This window comes from Chryseobacterium sp. 14P4.3.2 (assembly GCF_057799275.1).
Genome location: NZ_JBYOKO010000020.1, coordinates 33,188 through 55,412 on the forward strand (window position 1 = coordinate 33,188; position 22,225 = coordinate 55,412).

At 37.0% G+C, this 22,225-nt stretch carries 23 protein-coding genes; 11 read left to right on the plus strand and 12 right to left on the minus strand.

Features of this window, described 5'->3' with window-relative positions; genetic code table 11:
* From AC27VX_RS21390 to AC27VX_RS21420, 7 genes are all read left to right on the plus strand, one after another.
* Nucleotides 1-690, plus strand: coding sequence for an urease accessory protein UreF (locus AC27VX_RS21390; RefSeq protein ID WP_236855393.1), 690 nt, complete (start codon nucleotides 1-3; stop codon nucleotides 688-690).
* 140 nt (nucleotides 691-830) lie between these two features.
* On the plus strand, nucleotides 831-1,469 hold the full coding sequence (gene ureG, locus AC27VX_RS21395) for an urease accessory protein UreG (protein WP_236855392.1): 639 nt from the start codon (nucleotides 831-833) through the stop codon (nucleotides 1,467-1,469).
* Nucleotides 1,470-2,258, plus strand: coding sequence for an urease accessory protein UreD (locus AC27VX_RS21400; RefSeq protein ID WP_488697833.1), 789 nt, complete (start codon nucleotides 1,470-1,472; stop codon nucleotides 2,256-2,258).
* Nucleotides 2,259-2,361: 103 nt separating this feature from the next.
* A complete protein-coding gene (locus AC27VX_RS21405; RefSeq protein WP_300690123.1) occupies nucleotides 2,362-3,063 on the plus strand; it encodes a hypothetical protein in 702 nt (233 codons plus the stop codon).
* Between the two features lie 201 nt (nucleotides 3,064-3,264).
* Nucleotides 3,265-4,155 carry an urea transporter gene (locus AC27VX_RS21410; protein WP_236855389.1) on the plus strand — a complete coding sequence of 297 codons (891 nt, stop codon included), beginning with the start codon at nucleotides 3,265-3,267 and terminating at the stop codon, nucleotides 4,153-4,155.
* Between the two features lie 142 nt (nucleotides 4,156-4,297).
* Nucleotides 4,298-6,544, plus strand: coding sequence for a TonB-dependent receptor (locus AC27VX_RS21415; protein WP_236855388.1), 2,247 nt, complete (start codon nucleotides 4,298-4,300; stop codon nucleotides 6,542-6,544).
* 244 nt (nucleotides 6,545-6,788) lie between these two features.
* Nucleotides 6,789-7,676, plus strand: coding sequence for a helix-turn-helix domain-containing protein (locus AC27VX_RS21420; RefSeq protein WP_236855387.1), 888 nt, complete (start codon nucleotides 6,789-6,791; stop codon nucleotides 7,674-7,676).
* A 155-nt stretch (nucleotides 7,677-7,831) separates the two neighbouring features.
* Here the strand turns inward: AC27VX_RS21420 and AC27VX_RS21425 are convergent, their stop codons facing one another.
* From AC27VX_RS21425 to AC27VX_RS21435, 3 genes are read right to left on the minus strand one after another with little or no spacing between them, the layout of a single operon-like run.
* Nucleotides 7,832-8,938: a DNA topoisomerase IB gene (locus AC27VX_RS21425; RefSeq protein WP_488697836.1), complete on the minus strand. Its 1,107-nt coding sequence runs from the start codon at nucleotides 8,936-8,938 to the stop codon at nucleotides 7,832-7,834.
* Between the two features lie 9 nt (nucleotides 8,939-8,947).
* The gene (locus tag AC27VX_RS21430; protein ID WP_300690131.1) at nucleotides 8,948-9,115 is read right to left on the minus strand and encodes a phosphatidate cytidylyltransferase; all 168 of its coding nucleotides are present in this window, start codon (nucleotides 9,113-9,115) and stop codon (nucleotides 8,948-8,950) included.
* Between the two features lie 23 nt (nucleotides 9,116-9,138).
* Nucleotides 9,139-9,576, minus strand: coding sequence for a DUF6526 family protein (locus tag AC27VX_RS21435; RefSeq protein WP_236855384.1), 438 nt, complete (start codon nucleotides 9,574-9,576; stop codon nucleotides 9,139-9,141).
* Between the two features lie 402 nt (nucleotides 9,577-9,978).
* Here AC27VX_RS21435 and AC27VX_RS21440 point away from each other — a divergent pair, with 402 nt between their 5' ends.
* From AC27VX_RS21440 to AC27VX_RS21455, 4 genes are all read left to right on the plus strand, one after another.
* Nucleotides 9,979-11,748 (plus strand): aminopeptidase P family protein, encoded by a 1,770-nt coding sequence (locus AC27VX_RS21440; RefSeq protein ID WP_488697839.1) that lies wholly within the window; start codon nucleotides 9,979-9,981, stop codon nucleotides 11,746-11,748.
* A 267-nt stretch (nucleotides 11,749-12,015) separates the two neighbouring features.
* Nucleotides 12,016-12,582, plus strand: coding sequence for a Crp/Fnr family transcriptional regulator (locus tag AC27VX_RS21445; RefSeq protein ID WP_300690134.1), 567 nt, complete (start codon nucleotides 12,016-12,018; stop codon nucleotides 12,580-12,582).
* A gap of 236 nt (nucleotides 12,583-12,818) precedes the next feature.
* Nucleotides 12,819-13,844: an NAD-dependent epimerase/dehydratase family protein gene (locus tag AC27VX_RS21450; RefSeq protein WP_236855381.1), complete on the plus strand. Its 1,026-nt coding sequence runs from the start codon at nucleotides 12,819-12,821 to the stop codon at nucleotides 13,842-13,844.
* Entirely contained in the window at nucleotides 13,841-14,419 is a 579-nt protein-coding gene (locus AC27VX_RS21455; protein WP_236855380.1) for an NAD(P)H-dependent oxidoreductase, read from the plus strand. The genes AC27VX_RS21450 and AC27VX_RS21455 overlap by 4 nt, the downstream gene beginning before the upstream one ends.
* Before the next feature lie 80 nt (nucleotides 14,420-14,499).
* On the opposite strand, the gene AC27VX_RS21460 is transcribed toward AC27VX_RS21455, so the two are convergent.
* The 9 genes from AC27VX_RS21460 to AC27VX_RS21500 all read right to left on the minus strand — a co-directional run bounded on the left by AC27VX_RS21460 (nucleotide 14,500) and on the right by AC27VX_RS21500 (nucleotide 22,204).
* A complete protein-coding gene (locus AC27VX_RS21460) occupies nucleotides 14,500-15,522 on the minus strand; it encodes a TerC/Alx family metal homeostasis membrane protein (RefSeq protein WP_488697841.1) in 1,023 nt (340 codons plus the stop codon).
* 8 nt (nucleotides 15,523-15,530) lie between these two features.
* Entirely contained in the window at nucleotides 15,531-16,214 is a 684-nt protein-coding gene (locus AC27VX_RS21465; protein ID WP_488697843.1) for a hypothetical protein, read from the minus strand.
* 33 nt (nucleotides 16,215-16,247) lie between these two features.
* Nucleotides 16,248-17,042, minus strand: a complete 795-nt coding sequence (locus AC27VX_RS21470; RefSeq protein WP_488697845.1) for a protein kinase domain-containing protein — start codon at nucleotides 17,040-17,042, stop codon at nucleotides 16,248-16,250.
* A 1-nt stretch (nucleotide 17,043) separates the two neighbouring features.
* The gene (locus AC27VX_RS21475) at nucleotides 17,044-18,522 is read right to left on the minus strand and encodes a protein phosphatase 2C domain-containing protein (protein ID WP_488697847.1); all 1,479 of its coding nucleotides are present in this window, start codon (nucleotides 18,520-18,522) and stop codon (nucleotides 17,044-17,046) included.
* A gap of 94 nt (nucleotides 18,523-18,616) precedes the next feature.
* On the minus strand, nucleotides 18,617-19,255 hold the full coding sequence (locus tag AC27VX_RS21480) for a vWA domain-containing protein (RefSeq protein ID WP_236855376.1): 639 nt from the start codon (nucleotides 19,253-19,255) through the stop codon (nucleotides 18,617-18,619).
* Nucleotide 19,256: 1 nt separating this feature from the next.
* Entirely contained in the window at nucleotides 19,257-19,895 is a 639-nt protein-coding gene (locus tag AC27VX_RS21485) for a vWA domain-containing protein (protein WP_488697849.1), read from the minus strand.
* Nucleotides 19,896-19,932: 37 nt separating this feature from the next.
* Nucleotides 19,933-20,592, minus strand: a complete 660-nt coding sequence (locus AC27VX_RS21490) for a TerD family protein (protein WP_236855374.1) — start codon at nucleotides 20,590-20,592, stop codon at nucleotides 19,933-19,935.
* Nucleotides 20,593-20,600: 8 nt separating this feature from the next.
* Entirely contained in the window at nucleotides 20,601-21,176 is a 576-nt protein-coding gene (locus tag AC27VX_RS21495; RefSeq protein ID WP_236855373.1) for a TerD family protein, read from the minus strand.
* A gap of 305 nt (nucleotides 21,177-21,481) precedes the next feature.
* Nucleotides 21,482-22,204: a siderophore-interacting protein gene (locus AC27VX_RS21500; protein WP_236855372.1), complete on the minus strand. Its 723-nt coding sequence runs from the start codon at nucleotides 22,202-22,204 to the stop codon at nucleotides 21,482-21,484.
* Between the last annotated feature and the right edge of the window lie 21 nt (nucleotides 22,205-22,225).

A 22,225-nucleotide genomic window follows, 5' to 3' on the forward strand; every position in this document is an offset into this window, starting at 1 on the left:
ATGAATATAAATTTTCTGTCAGGACTGCTTCATCTCGCAGATCCTACACTTCCTATTGGTGGCTATACCCATTCCAACGGACTTGAAACCTATGTACAGGAAAGAATTGTACATAATTTACAGACCGCGAAAGAGTTTGTGCAGAATATGCTTCAGTATAATCTTAAGTTCAATGACGGAGCTTTTGTAAAACTGGCTTATAAAGCAGCGGAAAAAGGGGACTTAGAAGCACTCTTACTTCTTGATAATGAATGTAATTCTATCAAATGTCCGAAAGAAATCCGTCAGGCCAGTCAGAAGCTTGGTCTGAGATTGATCAAGATATTCAAGAGAAGAGAAAGTTTCCCTTTTATGGAGGCTTTTGAAAAAGCAGTTCAGAATAAAGAAGCCAATTCTCATTATTGTATCGTTTTTGGAGTATATGCTTATTTAATGAAAATACCATTATACGAAGCCCTGCTGGGATTCTATTATACCTCGGTTGCAGGGATGATCACCAATGCTGTAAAATTGGTTCCTCTGGGACAGCTTGACGGTCAGGATATTCTCTTTTCTCTGTATCCCGTAATGGAAAAGACCGTTTGGGAGACCATGGAACTGGACAGAGATATGGTAGGACTTTGTAATACGGCTTTTGATATAAGATGTATGCAGCATGAAAGACTTTACTCAAGACTTTATATGTCATAGAAAGCAGAACAAAAAAAATTAAAAGGAAACAGGGATGAACGAAGTGGAAATACTTTACTGAGTGAAATGCCTTTATCACCCTTAAAAAATATCAATAAAAAAATCAGTGCTCTTTGCACTAAAAAATAAAATTTAGAAAAATGGAAAATAGAAAATATATAAAAGTAGGAGTGGCAGGACCTGTAGGGTCAGGAAAAACTGCATTACTGGAACGTTTAAGCAGAAAATTATTCGGGATCTATGATCTTGGAGTAATTACTAATGATATTTATACCAAAGAAGATGCTGAGTTTATGGCTAAAAACAGTCTTCTTCCTCATGACAGAATTATCGGAGTAGAAACAGGAGGCTGCCCTCACACAGCAATCCGTGAAGATGCAAGTATGAACCTTGAAGCAGTGGATGAACTGGCAGCACGTTTCCCGGATATTGAATTGGTTCTTATTGAAAGTGGAGGTGATAACCTTTCAGCAACTTTCAGTCCGGATCTTGCAGACGTTACCATCTTTATTATTGATGTTGCAGAAGGAGAAAAAATTCCTAGAAAAGGAGGCCCAGGTATTACAAGATCAGACTTATTGATCATCAATAAAATTGACCTTGCCCCGCATGTAGGAGCGAGTCTTGAAGTAATGGAAAATGATGCAAGAAGGATGAGAAAAGGAAATCCGTTTGTATTCACGAACCTTAAAACGGATGAAGGACTGGATAAAGTGATCGGCTGGATTAAAAAATATGCTCTTTTAGAGGAAATTGAAGAACCGAACTTAGTAAGATAGATGGATAGCCGCTTAAATATTATAGCAGGATTCAAGGGAGGAGAATCGTACGTGAAAGATCTTTATGTCTCACTTCCTTTCAGAGTTGTTTCTGTAGGACAGAGAAAAAGTGACAAAAAGCTTTATCAGATGGTGATGAGCTCCTCCCCGGGAATTCTGGATGGAGACCATTATCATCTGGATGTTGCTCTTGAAAAAGGATCCTCATTGCAGTTGCAGTCACAGTCTTATCAGAGATTGTTTAATATGAAGGATAAAGCTTTGCAGGAACTGAATGTAAAAATGGAAGATGAAACCTCCTTTGCCTATGTTCCGCATCCTATAGTTCCGCATGAAGATTCCAACTTTAAAAGTAAAGCCAATATTCATATCGGAAGAGACAGCCAGATTATCATCAGTGAGATCATTACCTGCGGAAGAAAGCATTATGGAGAAGTTTTCAAATTGAAACGTTTTCAGAATCTGATGGAAATCTACCATAACAATAAACTGGTAGTAAAAGACAATGTGGTAATTCAGCCGGATCTGATCCCCATCAGCAGCATCGGAAATCTGGAGCAGTATACCCATCAGGGAACTTTAATCTTTTACAGTACGAAGGAGAATGTAGATAAGAATGCACTGATTGATGAGATTGTTGAAGCAGCAGCACAGCATCATGAAGAAATGGAAGTAGGTGTTTCTGCAATGGAAGATAATGGTTTTGTAGTGAGAGCTTTAGGGCATGGTGGAGAGCTGATGTATAATTTCTTCCTTTATATTCAGGAAATCCTTTGGTCACTGGAATAAAAATTAAAATGATTCTTATCAAAGTTAACGTACTTCATTTTTTCAGTAGAAACGGGCTTTAGCCAAAAACTTAATAAGAATCAGAAATAACAGAATTAATAAAATGGATAGTACAGTTTGGGCGCTTCTTTTGAGTGCCGTTTCAATAAGTTTTATACATACCGCTTCAGGGCCGGATCATTATCTGCCGTTTATTGTAATTTCGAAATCCAAGAAATGGAGTGGGATGAAAACAGCAATATTAACTGTTGTCTGCGGGCTGGGGCACGTATTGAGTTCACTTATTTTAGGATTTATCGGAGTTTTCCTTGGCTGGCAGCTGAATAAAATTTCCTGGTTTCAGGATATAAGAGGAAACTTCTCAGGATGGGCACTGCTGATCTTTGGAGGAATTTATCTGGTGTATGGGCTGGTTCAGGCAATCAGAAATAAGCCCCACAAACATTTTGATGTAATGGGAGATGATGTATATGTCTATGAACACAATCACAATGAAGTGGTAATGCCTCAGAAAAGAATAAAAGTGACCCCACTCGTACTTTTCATGATCTTTGTAATGGGGCCAAGCGAACCTTTAATCCCTTTATTATTCTACTCAGGAGTAAAACATTCAATGTCTGAAATCGCAGTATTGGTTACTTCATTCACCGTGACCACCGTATTGACAATGCTTGGGATGGTTCTTTTAGGACGTTACGGGTACTCAACTTTATTCAATACTGATAAACTGGAAAGATATATGGGCGTGGTAAGTGGTGCCGTTGTGACAGTTTGTGGAATTGGAATGGTCTTTCTGGGATGGTAAAGAATCATGATTTGGAGAGTTTAAAGGTATAAAATCAGAGAATTTGAATGAGAAACACAACATTCGTAATCATTAATAATTTTCAACTTTCAACTTTCAACTTTCAATTTTCCACTTTGAATTTTGGATTCTTCATTTTCAATTTCCCCATTCCCCTCATTAATACATTATACACTCTACATTAATACAATTAAAAAAACTATGGACGAATTTTTCAAAAAACTACCTTTTATCGATAATATTTTAAAAGGAATCGGGCAGATTATGCTTCAGGAAAACAGATGGACCGGGCTTCTGTTTTTGATAGGAATATTTATGGGAAGCTGGCAATGCGGAGTTGCCGTTTTGCTATCAACAGCAGCCGGAACTTTTACCGCCATGAAGCTTAAATATAACCAATCTGAAATCAATGCCGGTTTATACGGATTCAGTGCAGCCCTTGTAGGAGTGGCATTGTCATTTTTATTTGAAACAACCGTATTGATCTGGGTTCTTATTATACTGGGAGGGGCATTGGCTGCTATTATTCAGCATTTCTTTATCCAAAAGAAAATCCCGGTATTTACTTTTCCTTTCATCATTATTTCATGGGTATTGGTATTTGCACTGCATCATTTTACCCACATTCCGCCATCTGCAATGCTGAGCAGTGAAGTGGTACCTACAAAATATGATGATTTCCTTACCTGTACCAACGGCTTTGGGGAAGTGATATTTCAGGGTGGAGTACTTTCAGGAATGATTTTCTTTATTGCCGTTTTCATCAGTTCACCGGTTGCTGCTTTATATGGACTTGCAGCCTCTATTCTGGGAGCCGGACTATCACAGTTGAACGGAGAACCTGTGAAAGAAATTCATATGGGGCTATTCGGTTTTAATGCAGTGCTTTCAGCCATTGTATTCTCAGGAGTTAAAAAAACAGATGGATTATGGGTGCTCATTGCAGTGTTCTTAACGATTGCCATTGATGATTTCTTAGTTGATAATAATTTGCTGAGTGCCGTAGGTGGGGTGTTTACTTTCCCGTTTGTAGCAGGTACCTGGATTACACTTTTGATTCAGAAAGGGATTCGTAAAGCGAAAATGAATTAGAGTTGAAAATTAAAAGATGAAAATGGAGAATGAGAATGTAGACTGGAAGCTGCAAATCAATTTTTCTGACCGGAATTTAACCTATAATCATTCATTAACACATTTTACAAACAACATAATACATTTTACAAAAAAATAAAAAATGAAAATAACGAAAATAGCAGCTGTATTTCTGGTAATGGCCTTCAGTGGAAAAATGAGGGCGCAGGAAGCTGAAAAACAACTGTTAATTAAAGATGCAGACGATAAATTTCCCATTGCGGATGTGTTGATAAAATATAATCATGGTGAAAGCCATACTCATACAGGAACAGACGGTACGTTTGCCATTCCAGTGAAGTCACTTCCCGATACGTTGGTAATCAATCGTCCGGGATACGATGAGGTAAAATGGGTGGTAACCAATGATGAAGATAAAAGTAAAGTTATTTTTTTACAGCATAAACCTTTTCAGATATCAGAAGTAGCCATCAATCACAGCTCATTCTTATCAGCAATTACCAAAGTTGATCTGAATAAATTTCCCGTAAACTCTGCGCAGGATTTACTTAGGAAAGTTCCGGGATTGTTTATTGCCCAGCATGCAGGAGGAGGAAAGGCCGAACAGCTTTTTTTAAGAGGATTTGATGCAGACCATGGTACTGATGTAAGCGTGAATGTAGACGGAATGCCGGTAAATATTGTATCTCATGCCCATGGACAGGGATATTCTGATCTCCATTTTGTAATTCCTGAAACAGTAAACAATATAGACTTTGGAAAAGGGGCGTATTATATGGATCGTGGAGATTTCAATACAGCCGGATATGTAGATTTTCAGACTTATAACGGATTGAAGAATAGTATGATCAAACTGGAAGGAGGCTCATTCAATTCAAAAAGAGTCTTGGGAATGTTCAATATTCTGCATGATGATGAAGGTCGGAAAAATGCATATATAGCAGCAGAATACAATTATACAGATGGTCCTTTTGATGTAAAGCAGAACTTTAACAGAGTTAATATCTTTGGAAAATATAACCAGTGGTTTACTGACAAAGACTATTTCAATATCCAGTTTTCGACCTTCAGTTCTTCATGGAATGCTTCAGGGCAGATTCCTGAACGTGCCGTAGACGAAGGAATCATCGGAAGATGGGGCAGTATAGATCCTACTGAGGGCGGAAAAACTTCCAGAACAAACATTCAGATGAACTTTAAGCATATCATTTCTCCTTCTGAGCAGATTGATGCAATGGCTTTTTATTCAAGATACAATTTCAATCTTTATTCTGACTTTACTTTTTACTTAAAAGATAAAGATCACGGAGATGAAATCCAGCAGACAGATGGAAGAAATATTTATGGAACAGAAATAAAATATACCAAAAGCTTTTCTCTGCCAAGCAGCTCTCTGAACTGGATATCGGGAGTAGGTTTAAGAAACGATGATATCAATACATTACAGCTTAATCACGTTTATCACAGAGATCTGCTGTTGGATAGATTATCAGATGTAACGGGAACGGAAACCAATCTCCATGCTTATTCAGGGTTAATCTGGAAAACAGGAAAATGGACCATCAATCCAGCTTTAAGAGTTGATCATTTTATTTTTAATATGCATAATCTTCTGGATGTTGAGCAATTACCCTCCGGCCAGTCAAAAGAAGCAACAAGATTAAGTCCGAAACTTAATTTCTCCTATGCTCAAAATGATAATGTGATGTGGTTTTTGAAAACAGGAATGGGGTTCCATTCCAATGACCTGAGAGTAGTGGTGCCTAATAAAAATGAAAATACACTTCCATATTCTATCGGAGCAGATTTCGGAGTCAGGCTGCATCCTTTCAAATCCTTGATCATTACCCCAACGCTTTGGTATATGGATCTCCAGCAGGAATTTGTATATGTAGGAGATGATGCTGTAGTAGAACCTTCAGGAAAATCAAGACGTTTCGGAGCTGATTTGGGCGTGCGTTTCCAGCCATTGGAGAACTTTTACCTGAATGCAGATATCAATTATTCTCACGCAAGATTTATTGAAGAGGAAAAAGGACAGGACTATGTTCCACTCGCACCGGTAGTAACCAGTACAGGATCTGTAAACTGGGATTTTCTTAAAGGATTTTCTCTGGGATTACAGTACAGATATCTGGGGGCAAGACCTGCGGTGGAAGATAACAGCATCAGAACCAAACCTTACTTTGTTAATGATCTTATGCTTTCATATAACCGTCAGACTTGGGGTGCCAATATCCAGGTCAATAATCTTTTCAATGTAAAATGGAATGAAGCACAGTTTGCAACAGAAACTCAATTGAAAGGAGAGGCAGAACCTATTACAGATCTTACCTATACTCCGGGAAGCCCTTTTGGGGTGAGAGTAGGAGTGTATTATAAGTTCTAGAGTATAATGTATAATGTATAATGTATAATGTATAATGTATAATGTATAATGTATAATGTTGCGCTGATGATTGATTATTTTAAAATGATAAAGAACAATACATCAGATAATAATCCTTCTATTTGAAAGCAGTTATACCTTATACCTTTTACAACCGACATTATACATTATACAACTGATATTATACAAACAAAAATATCCAAATATTCAATTTCAGCATTAAATTTGTAACAATCAAATCATTATGGAAGTATTATCCAATTTTCAATATAAAAAGCTTTTCCTACCGAACATTACGGATAAAATATTAGCCAATAATGCAGACATACAGCTTTATCGGATAGAGAATTACCTTAAAGGAATCCTTATGCCGGTGATTCCGTATCGTACTACTTTTAATTTTATTATTTTCGTCACCAACGGACACATCAAGCAGTATCTTGAAAATAAAGAATATCATTCTGAAAAAGGTGGTGTCATCTTTATCAAACAGGGAACCATCACGGCTACTGTAGAATTGTCAGATGATATTGAAGGTTTTTTTCTGGCTTATGAAAATAATATCCTGTCTGAACAGGAACTACCGAAACATAAGAGCAGTATTTTCTTTATGACTCCTTTCCTGAACCTTGACAGCCTGACTTACGGAACCATTACCCAGCTTCTTCCCATTATGGAGCAGGAATTGTGGCTGAATAGCCTGAATATTAATGATGTAGTAGTAACGATGCTTCATCTTATTCTGATCAAAATGCTGAGTACAGATTCTGATACCCATCACAAGTCAGCAACCCGCCCTATGGAGCTTTCTCTTCAGTTCAGGGATCTTTTGTTTAAATATCATGTAGTAGAAAAAAGAGTAGCTTTCTACGCAGATAAGTTATCCGTTACAGAAAGTTATTTAAATAAATGTGTAAAAGGGGTAACCCAGAAATCTCCAAAACAGTGGATCAATGAGATTGATATCAACTATAGTAAAGCTTTACTGCATTCAAGTAAAGATATTGCGGAAATTGCATACGAACTGAATTTTCATACAGCATCACATTTTACCCAGCTTTTCAAAAAAATTGCCGGAATTACACCGAAAGAATACAGAATACAGTTTTCAAATAAAAGAATACCTGTTTAATTAGAGAGCGTAGTTTGATAATGTCAATGGTTAACTTTGCTTCGCAAGTGAACGGCCAATAGAATGATTGATAATGCAGGAACGGATTTTAAGATGCAGAAGTACAAATTCGCGGCGAAGCAAATTCACTATTTACCATTGACACATTTTGTTCTCTACATTCTTTCATTTTCCAGTATTTTCAGCACAAGCTTTTCCTCTCGTGTCAGATCAGCTTTTCCGTCATTCTCTTCAATTACTTCCAGTTCATCAAGATATTTTTTGATAGAATTGTTTTCATAAAGATTGATAACAAGAGGATGCACATAGTACTTTCTGCAGACAGCAGAGGTGTTTCCCAAATGTTCAGCAACAATATCCAGTGCTTCTTTTACTTTACTTTTATAGGCTGTATTATTTTCTGCATAGCCGATTTCTTTAAAGGCAATCAGGGCACTCACCGTTCCGGACCATGTTCTGAAATCCTTAGCCGTAAAATCCTCACCGCTTATTTCTTTAATATATTCATTCACCATTCCTGAATCTACAGAATGGAGATTTCCTTCGTCATCAAAATATTGAAAAAGTTCCTTACCGGGAATATCCTTACATTTTTGAACAAGCCTTGCCAGTCTTTTGCTTTTAAGATCTATATGATGCATAATGCTTTTTTTCCCCTTAAAAGAAAAGGTTATTTTCTGTCCTTTTACCTGCACATGTTTGTCCTTTAATGTAGTGAGCCCAAAAGACCCATACAGCTTTTCATATATATTATTACCAATACGGATATTTGTTCTTTGCATCAGGCTTACAATTAAAGCGAGAATCTTTCGCTTCTCAAAATTTCTTAAAGCCAGATCCTGTTCCACCTGAAGCCGTATATCCGGCAGTGCATATCCGAACTGAAGCATTCTGTAAAATTTGGTGTGGTTTCTTAAGGCACTCCATAAAGAATGATAACGATACTGTTTTCTTTTTTTCAAATCGAAGCCTGTTGCCTGAAGGTGTCCGTTTTCCAGTGCACAGATCCACACATTTTCCCAGGCGGGTGGAATGACAAGTTTATTGATTCTTGCAATCTCATCCTTGTCTTTTATTTTTTCTCCATCTTTATAATAAGAATACTTTTTTCCGTTTTTTTTACGAGTAATACCGGGCGTTTCCGCATCGGAGGTATATACAAGATGTACCGCCTTTGCAGAAGCCTCGGGATTTTTCATGATTTTAACAATCTTTGCCGGTTTTAAATGAGAAATAATCTCTACCTCTGTGTTCTTCTCCATAAAACATGGTTAAGAGTTTTTACCCTTCGAGAAAATCACTAAAAGAATCACTACAATTACACAGACTAAGAAGATTCCCCACCACATTCCGGCTTTAAAAATTGTTCCTACTGCCTCGCAGCTTGTAAGTGTCAGTAAAGTTAATATTGCAATACTGTATAATGTCCATTTTTTCATAGCTTACTATTTTGATTGGTTAATTAAATTCTGAGTCGGTCTGCTCTCCAGTTTCTGGTCGATTTTTTGATCTCGTCACCAGAAAGTTTTTCGTGAAGCGCTTTGTACAAAAGTTCTTTGAATTCATCATCATGTGCAAATCTCAATGCTGCAATCTGGTCGAATTTTAATTTTTCAACAGTTTCATCAGATCTTTTATTGAAAATTTCAAAATACCGTTGCTTAAACTCAAGGATAACCATACGGTTTTGAAGCCCCAGTGCGTAATGCTGTCTGGTCATAAATGCCAGATAAAATAATAGAAAAATAACAATCGAAAAAAGTATCCAGCTTAGTTTGTGTTCAGGATCATCCCATATTTTATAGATTCCCAAAATCTCCAATATGATTAATATAGGAAGGTAAATAAAGTGATGTGGCGGATAAAATTTCCTGTGATTATTGTAATTCTGTTGTTTCATATTGTAAAAATACAGCAATAATCTTTCCAAAATTTATTACTTTGATAATAAATGCGTATTTGTGGTGTGTTTTGATGACTTATTAGAGTGTTTTTTTGAATATATTTTGTGCTGTAAATTTATATTGTTTTCATTTTAATAGTGTGATATGCATTTTGTGGACAATACACGATCATATGAAATAGATCATCCCAAATCAATTAGAAAGAAAATAAAGATTTTCAAAAACTTAAGAATTTTTATGATGGAATAAACGATCTTTTAGAAATAATTAGGTTTTCAAGACGCTTTGTAACTTGTAGGTTTAGCAGATTTTAATAATTTTTTTGTCGAAAATAGGCTCTACATTTCATCTTTTGACTTCAAATTTTTCGTAACTTTCGGTGTTTAAAAAAGAAAAGAATGACTTCAAAGGAAAAAGTTGCTGCGCTTCGTGAAGAAATGCAGAAAAATAATATTGACGCATTTATCGTATATTCTGCAGACCCGCATATGAGTGAGTACCTTCCTGAAGAATGGCAGGAGAGAGCCTGGTTGTCAGGGTTCCTAGGTTCCGCAGGTTTTGTGGTTGTTACCAAAGACAAAGCGGGACTTTGGACAGATGGAAGATACTTCACACAAGCCGCTCTCGAACTGGATGGTTCAGGAATTGACCTTTTCAAAGACGGAATGGAAGGAACACCCAATTATATCGACTGGATTATTTCTGAAATCCCCGCAGGAGGTAAAGTATCTGTAAATGCTTTAGCAGCTTCTAATGCTAACTGGGAACTGCTTTCTCAAAAATTTAATTCAAAAAATATTACCCTGATAGATTTTCCGCTTTTAAAAGAAGTCTGGAAAGAAAGAGGGACACCATCAGCCAATTCTATCTATGTACATCCTGTAGAAAGAGCAGGTAAATCTGTGGCTGATAAACTTTCTGCCATCCGCCAGAAAATGGAAGATCAGGAAGCTACCGTACACATTATATCAAGTCTGGATGATGTTGCATGGACATTGAACCTTAGAGGAAGTGATGTAGAAAGCAACCCTGTATTTTTAGGATATATTGTTATTACTAAAAATGATGCAGTTCTGTTTACAGGATTGGAAAAAATGGAAGTTGGTGCAAGAAAGCAGATGGACGATGCTTTTGTGAAAATGATGCCTTACGAAGAGTTTTATAACTATCTGAAAGGATTTAAAAATGAAAAAGTTTTAGTTTCTCCCAACAGCAACCAGCAGATTTTTGAAACTTTAAAAGCAGATAATCAGTTTATCAAAGCTCCGGTTCCGGGTAATCTTATGAAAGCTCAGAAAAATGAAGCTGAACTGGAGGGTTTCAGAAAGGTAATGGTGAGGGATGGCGTTGCTATGGTGAAATTCCTTTACTGGCTGACTCACAATGCAGGAAAAGAAGCGATGAATGAGTATTCTATCGGGAAAAAACTAAAAGGATTCCGTGCAGAAGGAGAAAACTTCGTAGGAGAAAGTTTCGGATCTATCGTAGGATATAAAGAGAATGGGGCTATCATGCACTATTCTGCAAAAAACGAAGGAAGCAAAGAAGTTACCAATGAGGCAACAATTCTGGTAGATTCAGGAGGTCAGTATCTTGAAGGAACTACCGATATTACAAGAACATTTGCATTAGGAATACCTTCTGAAGAATTTAAAAGAAACTCCACATTGGTATTGCAGGGATTGATCCGTTTGTCAATGGTAAAGTTCCCGAAAGGAACAAAAGGAGTACACCTTGATGCTATTGCAAGACTTCCGTTATGGATGGAAGGTAAAGACTTCAACCATGGAACAGGACATGGAGTGGGAAGCTTTATGAACGTTCATGAAGGACCTCAGAATATCAGAAAAGATATGAATCCTCAGGATCTTCTTCCGGGAATGGTTTGTTCCAATGAGCCTGGATATTATCTTGAAGGACACTACGGAATTCGTCATGAAAACCTGATTGCAGTAAAAGAAGCAGAAAAAACAATTCACGGAACTTTCTACGAGTTTGAAACATTGACGTTCTGCCCGTTCTTTAAAGATACGGTGGTAAAAGAAATTTTATCTGAAACCGAAATTGCATGGTTAAACAGCTATCATAAAACATGTGAAGAAAAATTAGCCCCTTACTTAGAAGGGCAGGTTAAAGAATGGTTCTTACAATTGGTAAGCCCGCTTTAATCATTAATATTTGACTTTAAACAAAGTAATTGTTAGATAATCTAAAGTCCTGTAAGTTTCTTGCAGGGCTTTTTCCTTTTATACAACCGTATTTTTACGGATATATTTTTAGGGATTCCCCTGAGGTGTATCATACGGACTCTGTCTATATTTGCAACAACACAAATCATTCATATCTTCATATATAACTTAGTAAATTCAAAGCGGTAATCATCTCGTCCTGAGATGATTTTTTTTATTTATTTTCGCATGATGTAATTTGATCTTATGGAACATGACTATTTTCGAAGCTTTAACTTATTTTCAGAAGGTGAGATTGAGACGTTTCTAAAACTTTTCGAATTCAGAAAAATCAATAAAAATGATTATTTCATACAGGAAGGGGAGCGGTGTAAAGAGGTTGCATTTATAAAATCTGGTCTTTTTCGTTCTTTTTATATCTCAGACGAAGGGAAAGATATGACCTATTGCTTTAGATTTCCTAACCAAATGATAGCTGCTTATTCTTCATTCATCTCAGGAACTCCAAGTAAAGAAAATATGCAGGCCATTGCTGATGCCGAGCTGATGATCCTTAGAAAAGAAGCTGTAGATGAACTGGTACAGAATAATCTTAACTGGACACGGTTTTTAAAGCTGATTGCCGAGCAGGAATATCTTGAGCTGGAAACAAGGTTTTTTCAGCTTCAAAGAGACACTGCTGCTCAGAGATATATGGCTCTTCTTGAGAATTACCCTGATTATATCAGAAATATCCCCTTGCAGTACCTGGCTTCATATCTGGGAATTACACAAAGACATTTAAGCAGAATCAGAAAGGAAATAACCTTTTAGAATCTACATATATTCTCAAGCAAAGTATCTCTTAAAAGAAGTAATTCAATAGGAACAGACTTTAGCCCGTGAGTTTTAAAAATAAACAGAATATCAGTGGCTTTAACCAAAAATTAAAAATGATTACTTTTTTTCGCATTGATGTACCAATAAAAGGATTCTTGCATCATTGATCATTTTTGGACATTTGTCCTGTCATCAGGAGTTGTGGCTCTATACTTTTGTGAAAAAAAAATATGGAACACAATATTCTGATTATCGGCGGAAACGGTTTAGTAGGTAGGACTATCTCCCGAATTCTGCAGGCAAGAAATCCTCAGGTGTCGGTTTATACCGGAGGAAGAAAGGGAGGTAAAACAAGCAAAGACCTGAAAATAGACGTCACAGATCCCGAAACTTTCAAAGCAATTACAGACCTTAAAATTGATCTTATCATTCTTTCGGTGAACGATAAAGAGGATCATATACTCCGTTTTGCTATTGAAAATAGAATAGACTATCTGGATATTACAAAACCTACTCCGGCTTTGATGAAAGCTTATGCTATTGCCGGAAAAAAAGAGGTGAAGAGCAGAATTGTATTCAGTTCCGGATGGATGGGAGGGATTGTACCGGGATTGGTGAATGCTGTTTCAGATCAGGGCTCGAATATTAAAGAGACCAGTCTTTTTGTATACTATTCAGTGAAAGATCTGGCAGGGGAGAGTTCAGCTCATTTTATGGCAGAAAATGTAGCGGTTCCTTTCCATCGTTATCAAAATGACAGGCCCGTTTCCATCAGGCATTTCTTAAACACAGAAACTTTTGATTTTTCTTTTGGAATAGGAAAGAGGCAGGCTTATAACTTTGATGTTCCGGATCTGTATATCCTGAACCATGTTGAGAGAGTTCCCAATGTAAGTGTGAAGATGACTTATAATTCAAAATTTATTACCTGGCTGCTGGGTAGTTTTCAGTACCTTAGGATTTTCAATATCTTATCTTTAAAGGAGAGAAAAATGATTTTCGGTTCCAGTGGAAATGGCGACCTGTCAGTTTTCGAAATTGTGGTAAAAGATCAGACGGGATCTAAAAAAATCAGTCTTCAAAGCACTAAAGGGCAGGCTGAACTGACGGCTTTATCAGCCGTTATACATACAGAAGAGTTAATGAGAAATCCTCATGAGAATAAGGTATACTTCAGTCATCAGCTGCATGAGCCTTTAGCATTAATGGCGCAGCTTAATGCTTACGAAACGGTCAATATCAATGTAACACCATGAAAAAAATAGTAGTCATTAACGGGCATCCCAATAAAGCCTCTTTCAACTTTGGGATTGCAAAGGCTTATCGGAAAGGAGCTTTGGATTCAGGAGCTGAGGTACAGGAAATTGTTATTGCAGAGCTTCAGTTCAATCCTAACCTTCAGTTTGGCTATCAGAAAAAAATGGAACTTGAGCCTGACTTGATCAAAGCTTGGGAGATTATTCAGTGGGCGGATCATCTGGTTTGGGTACATCCCATCTGGTGGGGAGGTCTTCCGGCGGTTACCAAAGGATTTATAGACCGGCTTTTTTTACCAGGATTTGCCTTTAAATACAAAAAAGATTCATTGTGGTGGGATAAACTTTTAAAAGGAAAAACCGCACACATCATCACTACTATAGACCAGCCCGGCTGGTATTACCGCCTGATGTACGGAAGACCGAGTGTCAATCAGCTGAAAAAATCAACATTGGAATTTTGCGGAATCAAACCCGTGAAGGTAACTTACATCGGTATTATCAAAACTTCTGATGAAAAACAGAGACAGAAGTGGCTGGAGAAAGTAAAGAAGCTGGCACGAAATTTAAAGTAAACTTTCTGTTCTGAAAGTTAAAAAACATCACAATGCTTTTTCAAATCTTGAAACGGCATTGTGATATAATGAGTATGAATTTATTCTGTTTTGACGGATTCTTTTTCAGGGAAAATAAGGGATATGGCGACCGAGATGATTAATATTCCGGCTACAATTCCTAAGGAAACAGGAGAGGGAATATGAATCCACGGAGATATCAGCATTTTTATTCCGATAAAACTTAAAATAATAGCAAGACCATAAGGGAGTTTGCTAAACATATGAATGAAATTAGCCAATAGAAAATACAGTGAACGTAAGCCCAGAATAGCAAAAATATTAGACGTATAAAGAATAAAAGGATCTTTGGAAATAGCAAAGATGGCAGGTATAGAATCTACAGCAAACAAGACATCAGTAAATTCAATAACAGCAACGACAATGAGAAGGGGCGTTGCCATCTTAACACCGTTTTGAATGGTAAAAAACTTGTCTCCTGCATAATTATCGGAAACTTTCCAGCATTTTTTTACCAGTTTTGCGCCAGCAGTATCATTAAAGTCTTTTTCATCATCGTCATCACCATCTCCCCAGGACTTAATCCCTGCATAGATCAGAAACAAACCAAAGAGAGTCATTACAATATTGATCCTGATGGCTTTACCCAATATCTCTATTTCAGGTAAATAGGTTAAATTAATAATCCCGATGCCTGCAAATATAAATACAGCCCTGAAAATCAAGGCCCCTAAAATTCCCCAGAATAATACTTTGTGATGCAGATATTTTGGAACTTTAAAAAAGCTGAAGACGAGGATAAAAACAAACAGGTTGTCAACCGAAAGTGCTTTCTCTATCCAGTAAGCTGCCTGAAACTGAGAAAATTTTTCAATTGCTAATGCATGCCCGCCTGTATCACGGCTGAATATCAGATAGATGACACCTGAGAAAACCATAGACAATGAAATCCAGATTATTGACCAGATGGTAGCTTCTTTTGTGGAAACTTCATGGGCTTTTTTATTGAAAATTCCCAGGTCGAGCAGCAGCATAATGATAACTACTGATGCAAATCCCACAATCAGTCCCGGATGCAGGTCGATCATATTTTGTTGATTCATATTTTGAATTATTTATTAATTAAAGTAATGTACATAAGTCTTCCACCTTCCTCATCAGAAAGGATGATTTTCTTTCCGTCCTTTATTTCTACCATAGAATTGATAGGGATCTCTTTATTTTCAGACAAATCTTTCATGGAAGATAATCCCTGGTTGACAAGCATCCATTTATTCTGATAAAATGTAAAATATCCTACAGGCTTCTTATCCTCTTTTGTAAGACTTTCATTTCGGATTACTTTTTTAGAAACATGCCATTTGAAAAGATATTGGTTATGATATACCATCAGCCTGTGATTCTCCGGCTTCCATACATTATCTTTAAACTTATAATACAGATCAATAATAGGCAGGCTGCCTTTGTGGGCCGTCCCGCAAAAAGGACATTTGGGAACTGATGTATTATCAAATACATACCATTTTTCATCACAATCAGGGTTGCTGCAGGGCTGTATAAGGTCTACCGTTTTTAAAAGAGCGGTCTCCCATTCATTGGCAATGGGTCTTAGCAGGGGATTGTGAAGCCCGTCAATAAAAGCCTTTTTAAAGAGATCAGTCAGATAAGGACCAGTAATGGTGAAGGGGGATTCTTCAGGATCTCCCCAAAATGTATTCCATTTCTTCAGATGGTTAGATTTTACCCTGTTAACGGTATTGTCAGGATGCTCAATGAAAACAGCCTTTTCTCCCATGGCAAGCATTTCATCTTTTTCAGCATCAAGATCTCATATTTTTCCTCCTCTGAAGGGATGTCTTCGGAGCAGATACATATAAATAAGAACGGGAAGGGCGTGAAGATCTGTTTTTTGATTGGGAAGTATACGGTTAGAATCTTCAATGTGAAGATGCTTTGTTTTTAAAACCTCGGGAGCGATAAAATCAGCGGTTCCTATTACCTTTGCAGGGATAAGTCCCGGTACTACAAGGCCGTCAATATCTATAATGCAGGCAGATTTTGTCACCGGATCTACAAGTACATTGTTATAAGAGAGATCTGAATGAGCCAATCCCATTTGATGCATTTTTTTGACTCCTCTGGAGATATTAATGGCAATTTGGAAGTAGCTCAGCCAGTCTCCCAGCTCAGACTTGTCCAGAGACAATGGATATTGTTTATTCCTGAAAGAAGGAGTGGTAAACCATTTTCCGATTTTTTCACCGTTTTTTATGGTTTCATTAGATGAATATCCTTTTTCAAAGAAAAATTTTTTATTATAAAAAGGTACAATCACTCCCCATTTCCCGCTTTTTTCTACAGCGTCATAAGGCCATCTGTAGATTTCATCTAAAAAATAATCAGAAGAGCTTCCATTTTTTATATTGTTATGGTAGAGAGTTACAATTTTTTTAAGACTCTCTTTGTGGTTAAAATCAATAGGATCACGAAAGAAAGCTACGGCATATTTCTTATCAGGTGAAAAATAGACATCTTTTACTCCACCTACTTTAGGATTTCCGTCATCAACGTATTCATAACTTCTGGTTGGGTCGATAACAGAGTGTATCTTTATAATATTCATATCAGTAGATTATAGCTATTGTTCTGTCATCATGATTTCCTTTGCTCCAAAAGTCCATCCAGTGAAGCAATTGTGCTTCGATATCGGTGTCTTCTTCAAAATCTACTTTTACCACTTCTTCATTTTCACCATTGAGATCCTTTAAAAACTCCTTCCAGTTTTCAATATTCTCCAGCTTGCTTTCAACAAGAAATTTTGGATCATATATTCCATCTGTCATCAGAAATAGTTTTGAAAAATCTTCAAAGCAGTTGATTCCGAAGCGTGATCCCATATCAGGATTTGAAAATATTTCATTCATCGTGATAAAACGGGTTGCTCCGCCAACATCTCCTACATCCATTACATTAAGAAGCTGGACCTTTTCATCATTATCCGTAAGTATATTAATAGGGCAGTCACCTACACCAAAAGTGAGTACCACATAACCAAATTCAAATTTTTTGGCAAGAGAAAAGATGATCGTTGTATTCAGATCCTTAATGCTTAAAGCCTCTTTATCTGCGAAGTTTTTAAGTTCATGATACAGATTTCTTACACTTTTATAAAGAATATTGATGATCGCCGATTTTTTTTGAAGCTTGTTGTTATTTGTTTGTTTTTCAGTAGTTTCATGATCAGGTGCTGTATCTTTATTTTCGTTTGCAATAGAAGGATTATGATCACTCTCCACAGTATCTGGCATTTCAGGCTTTATTGTCTCGCAGAAAAAATCAGTGACATGATTTGAAAGTAAGGTGAGCAGATCAGAATCATCAAAACTTTTCGAAATAAATTCTGTTGCGATTTGTGAACCCATACGTGCATATTGAGCAGATCCTGCACCATCTGCAATGGCTGCAATCGCCCAGTCATCCGGTAAATCCTGTACATAGAAATCATCATCTCTAAAAGTTCCTGCATGTGCGTGTGAACGTCCCCGTTTGGAGGCTATTACAATTTTTTTATCAAGAAACGTTGCAGAGAGGCTAGCCGTATCGGATTTAGCAAATCGACTCCCTTTATCACTGGGTTTATCTATCCAGAGATCTTTTGGATCTGCATTGACGACAAATGGAACGACCTTAATATCATCTGTTTCGTTTTTATCATTTTTGTTGTAAAAGACAATTTGAATATCAATATTATTGGCCACTGTAGGGGTTCCTGTGATGCAACAGTTCTCAGCATCAAAACGAAGCCCCACAATATCAAGATTTTTGATGTCTCGAATAATAATATTAGTATTTTCACTTGGATCAAATGAAAACTGATATTCCTTTTTGGCATTGGCGTTCGGAAGGCTGATATTCTTTTCTCTAAATTCCTCTTTATCTCTGTACATATTAAATAGGTCTAAAACCTGTTTCTTTATTGAGGTCATCGATTTTTCGAGATCGCTTACTTTAGCATTTTGTATCAGTTTTGAAATAGTAGTCTCCACTACTTTATTTTCTTCGATCTCAAAATCTTTTAAAATTCCTTTTAAAAATGTTTCCATACTCTCCTAATATTCTGTTTAAGTCAACTCTTTCTTATGAAATACCCTTAAAGCCCTGTAGTATAGCGTTAAGGGTATTCTTTTCATAATTATTTTATATGATGATGTTTAATTCTCTTGGCGGTGGTGGTAAGATCATCGTTTCGCCGGTTCCCTGAGATCTTCCCCCCATTTCAATAGAGGTGCTTACCCATTTAAAAAAGGTAGTCAGGGTATTGGCGTCCGTAGATTCCAGCTTTACAACATGATTTGTAAGTTCCTGCAGAAAGCTTACTTCTGCATCCGGTCCTGCAGCACAACCTACAATCACTCCAAAATCCAGCGATTTTATTTGAGGGATCATTTCTCTGTATTTCTGAATATCAGAAGGTTTCCCATCAGTAAAGACAAAAAGTAAAGGCTTCCAGTCTCCTTTACGGTCCGGAGAGCCTTTGATAATTTCTTTATTAACAAGATTACAGGTCATTTCAAGTGCATCTCCTGTGTGAGTGGGGCCACTGTCGGGGCATACTATTTCTATAGGCTGAAAGCTTGCGAGATCAATGAGAGGGATGATATTATGAACTTCACGGTTATAGGTGATAACACTTATATAAAGAGAATCCATTGCCTGCGGATCTGCCCGCAGCATACTTATGAGCCCGTTGAAGCCATTGTTTAAAGCCTGAATAGGTTCCCCACGCATTGAACCGGAAGTATCTAAAAGAAAATAGGTTAATAATCTTCTGTTCATACTAAGCTACAATTACCAGTTCGGATGGAGGAGGAGGCAGCTGATCTATTCCTGCCAGTTCCACACCGGTTGTTTCAACTTTGGTAGAAGTAGTGGAAATAGAAGCGGTAACCCATTGAAAGAACTTTGAGATACTTTCAGAGTCTGCATTACTCAATTTTACAACCGCTTCAGTAATCTGCCTCAGCACAGTATCATCAGCTCCCTGCCCGGCAGCACATCCTACGATCAATCCTTTATTTACTGATTTTAATTTTTGATATCCTGCCTGCCAGTTATCAGTAGGGACACCATCTGTCATAATAAAAGACAGAGGTTTCCAGTCCCCTTTTTGTTCAGGTGTTGTTTTGATAATTTCAGATTGCATTTTGTCTGCTAAAAGGCTTAATGCTGCCCCTAAAGAAGTAGTTCCGGAAGCTTTCAGGTCAAGCATCTGAAAAGAGGCTAAATCTGTTAAGGGAACAAGCTGTTTCGCTTCACTGTCAAAAGTAATAATGCTTACAAAAGCTGTTTCTATGGCCTGAGGATTCTGCCTTAGTGAATGAAGCATCATCTGTACTCCATTTTTCACGGCTTCAATAGGTTCTCCGGACATTGATCCTGATATATCAAGTAGTAAATAGACGGGTAATCTTCTCATAGTGGTAGTTTTTAATTGTTATTATTTATTTTTATAATTATTTAGATCCTGGTGCCCATTTCATTCCCCAATGATACATTTTATCACAATCGGCATGAGAATTATGGAAGGTGACCAGTTTTTTTACCTGCATAGAATTGGGAAAGAAGAGGATTTCTGCAATAGCGCAGAATTTTCTGGAGTCATTCTGTTTGCCCATTTCAACTTCTATATCAGGATTTCCCGAAGCTTTGATATTGATTATGCCATTTGTTTCATTCCATCTTGCAACTCCGTCATAGATGAAGCAGTAGATCACTATTCTTTTCAGACTGTTGATTCCATTGGGATTTACAAGGATATTTTCACCGGAACCGGCATTTGAGCCACGGTCATCTCCCGTATGCCAGATAAACGGAGTATCATTATACCTTCCCTGTCTGGTCAGTTTTTCTCTGCTTCCGCCATTGCCATTGGCAAACTGAAGACCGTCTATACAGTCTTTCTTGCCATTCTGTAATTCATAAAAGCATCCCAGATCCAGATCTATACTATTGTTTCCGCCTAATAAGCTTGAGAAAAAGCCCTTTTTTTGCTGAGGTTGTGACCAGTTGAGATTGATGACGATTTCCTTTTGAGAAATCCCGGTTTTGGTAAGATCAATGGAGTGAGTGTCACCCTTTTTTTCAAGGGTGATTTTCTGTAGGTTAATAGACATAGTTTTATTTATTTAATAATATTTCCTTTGTAATATTTTGAAAGAAAAAATGCCAGGTCTTCTCTGTATCCGATCCCGGAAGCTTCAAATTTCCACTGTTCATTTTTTTTATAAAGCCGGCCGAATTCTACTGCTGTTTCAATAGAAAAATCTTCACCCAGTTCATATTTAGCGATTTCCTGCCCGTTACTGTTATCTACAATTCTAATGTATGAATTGCGGACTTGCCCGTAATTCTGTTTCCGTATGCCGGCATCGTGGATGGTCACAACAAACAGTATTTCTGTAATACGGGGATCTATTTTAGAGAGATCTACAATAATAGATTCATCGTCGTCTCCATCACTTGATTTACCGTCAGGATCATCTCCTGTATGCACTAAGGCTCCATCCGGAGATTGTGTATTTCCGTAAAAAATAAAAAAAGGGTCTGAAGGAATTAGCCGGCTCTCATCGATCATGAAAGCAGAAGCGTCCAGATCAAAATCAAAACTAGTTCCCTCGCTGGGATCCCATCCCAAACCAATGGTCATACTATGTAATCCAATATTAATTTTTTGACCTTTTTGTAAATTAATTGCCATAAAATCTATTTAAGTTGTTGTATCTTATACCAATTCCGATCTTCATGGAATGCCGAATCTTGGTTTTTATATTGTGGTAAAAATAGATACAACACCTTTATCATCATTACGGGAATCCGTAATGATGATACCAATTAAAAATTTGTTTTTTAGTAGGTTATATTTATTGCATAAAAAAGCATAATAGGAGATCTATTATGCTGGATGGGAGTTAAATGGCAGTTCTTAATAAATGTGAAAATTTGAATTCTGATTTCGAAATAAAGGTGAAAGATTATATTAATCTTTGTGGATGTTATTTTATACTATAGCCCTCTTTTCCCCTCTATCCAATACGCCTGTGATTTTATACATTTTGGAGAAACACCTCTTGCCTTGAGAAATTTTCTGAAGAGAGACATCCGTTCACCGTTCCCTGTAAGATAAAAAACAGCTTCACCATTATGGATGGCTTCATTTTCTTCATTCAGGAAATCATTTAAGGCTTCTATCATTCTCATCGTACTATTTTTAGGGCTGTGGTAGCCATATAGATGCAAAGTTTCCAGAGCAATAATTTCTTCCAGTTCATGCAAACATATAAATGTACCTTTACCCTGATCTACAGCTTCTTTGATGGAAAGAGAACTTCCAAGTGAAGTTTCATCCCCTATAGAAAAATGAATTTTAGCAAGGGGCTCATAGAAACGTTTTCCTCTGGGTACTAAAATTTTTACAGAATCCCCAATGGAAAGCTGGGTCACAAAATTACTTCCCACAGCAGCTGTATCATGTATATGAAAAATAACATCAAAAGTACCGGATTCCTTATTGAAATTAAAAGGCGAATAATTACGGAAATCTCTGTCGTTCACTCTTATTCCTATCGCGTAAGCCGGTTCAAACTGAACATCCTGCAAATCCGTTTCAAAACGAATCCTGCGAAGATGCTGAGTAATAGTTTCTATATAGGTGACAGTACAGTCTTTAAATTTTGAGGACCAGACATTTTCTACAGTATCGTTGATCCACTTTGGTAAACTTGGCATAAATAATTTTATTGCAAAGGA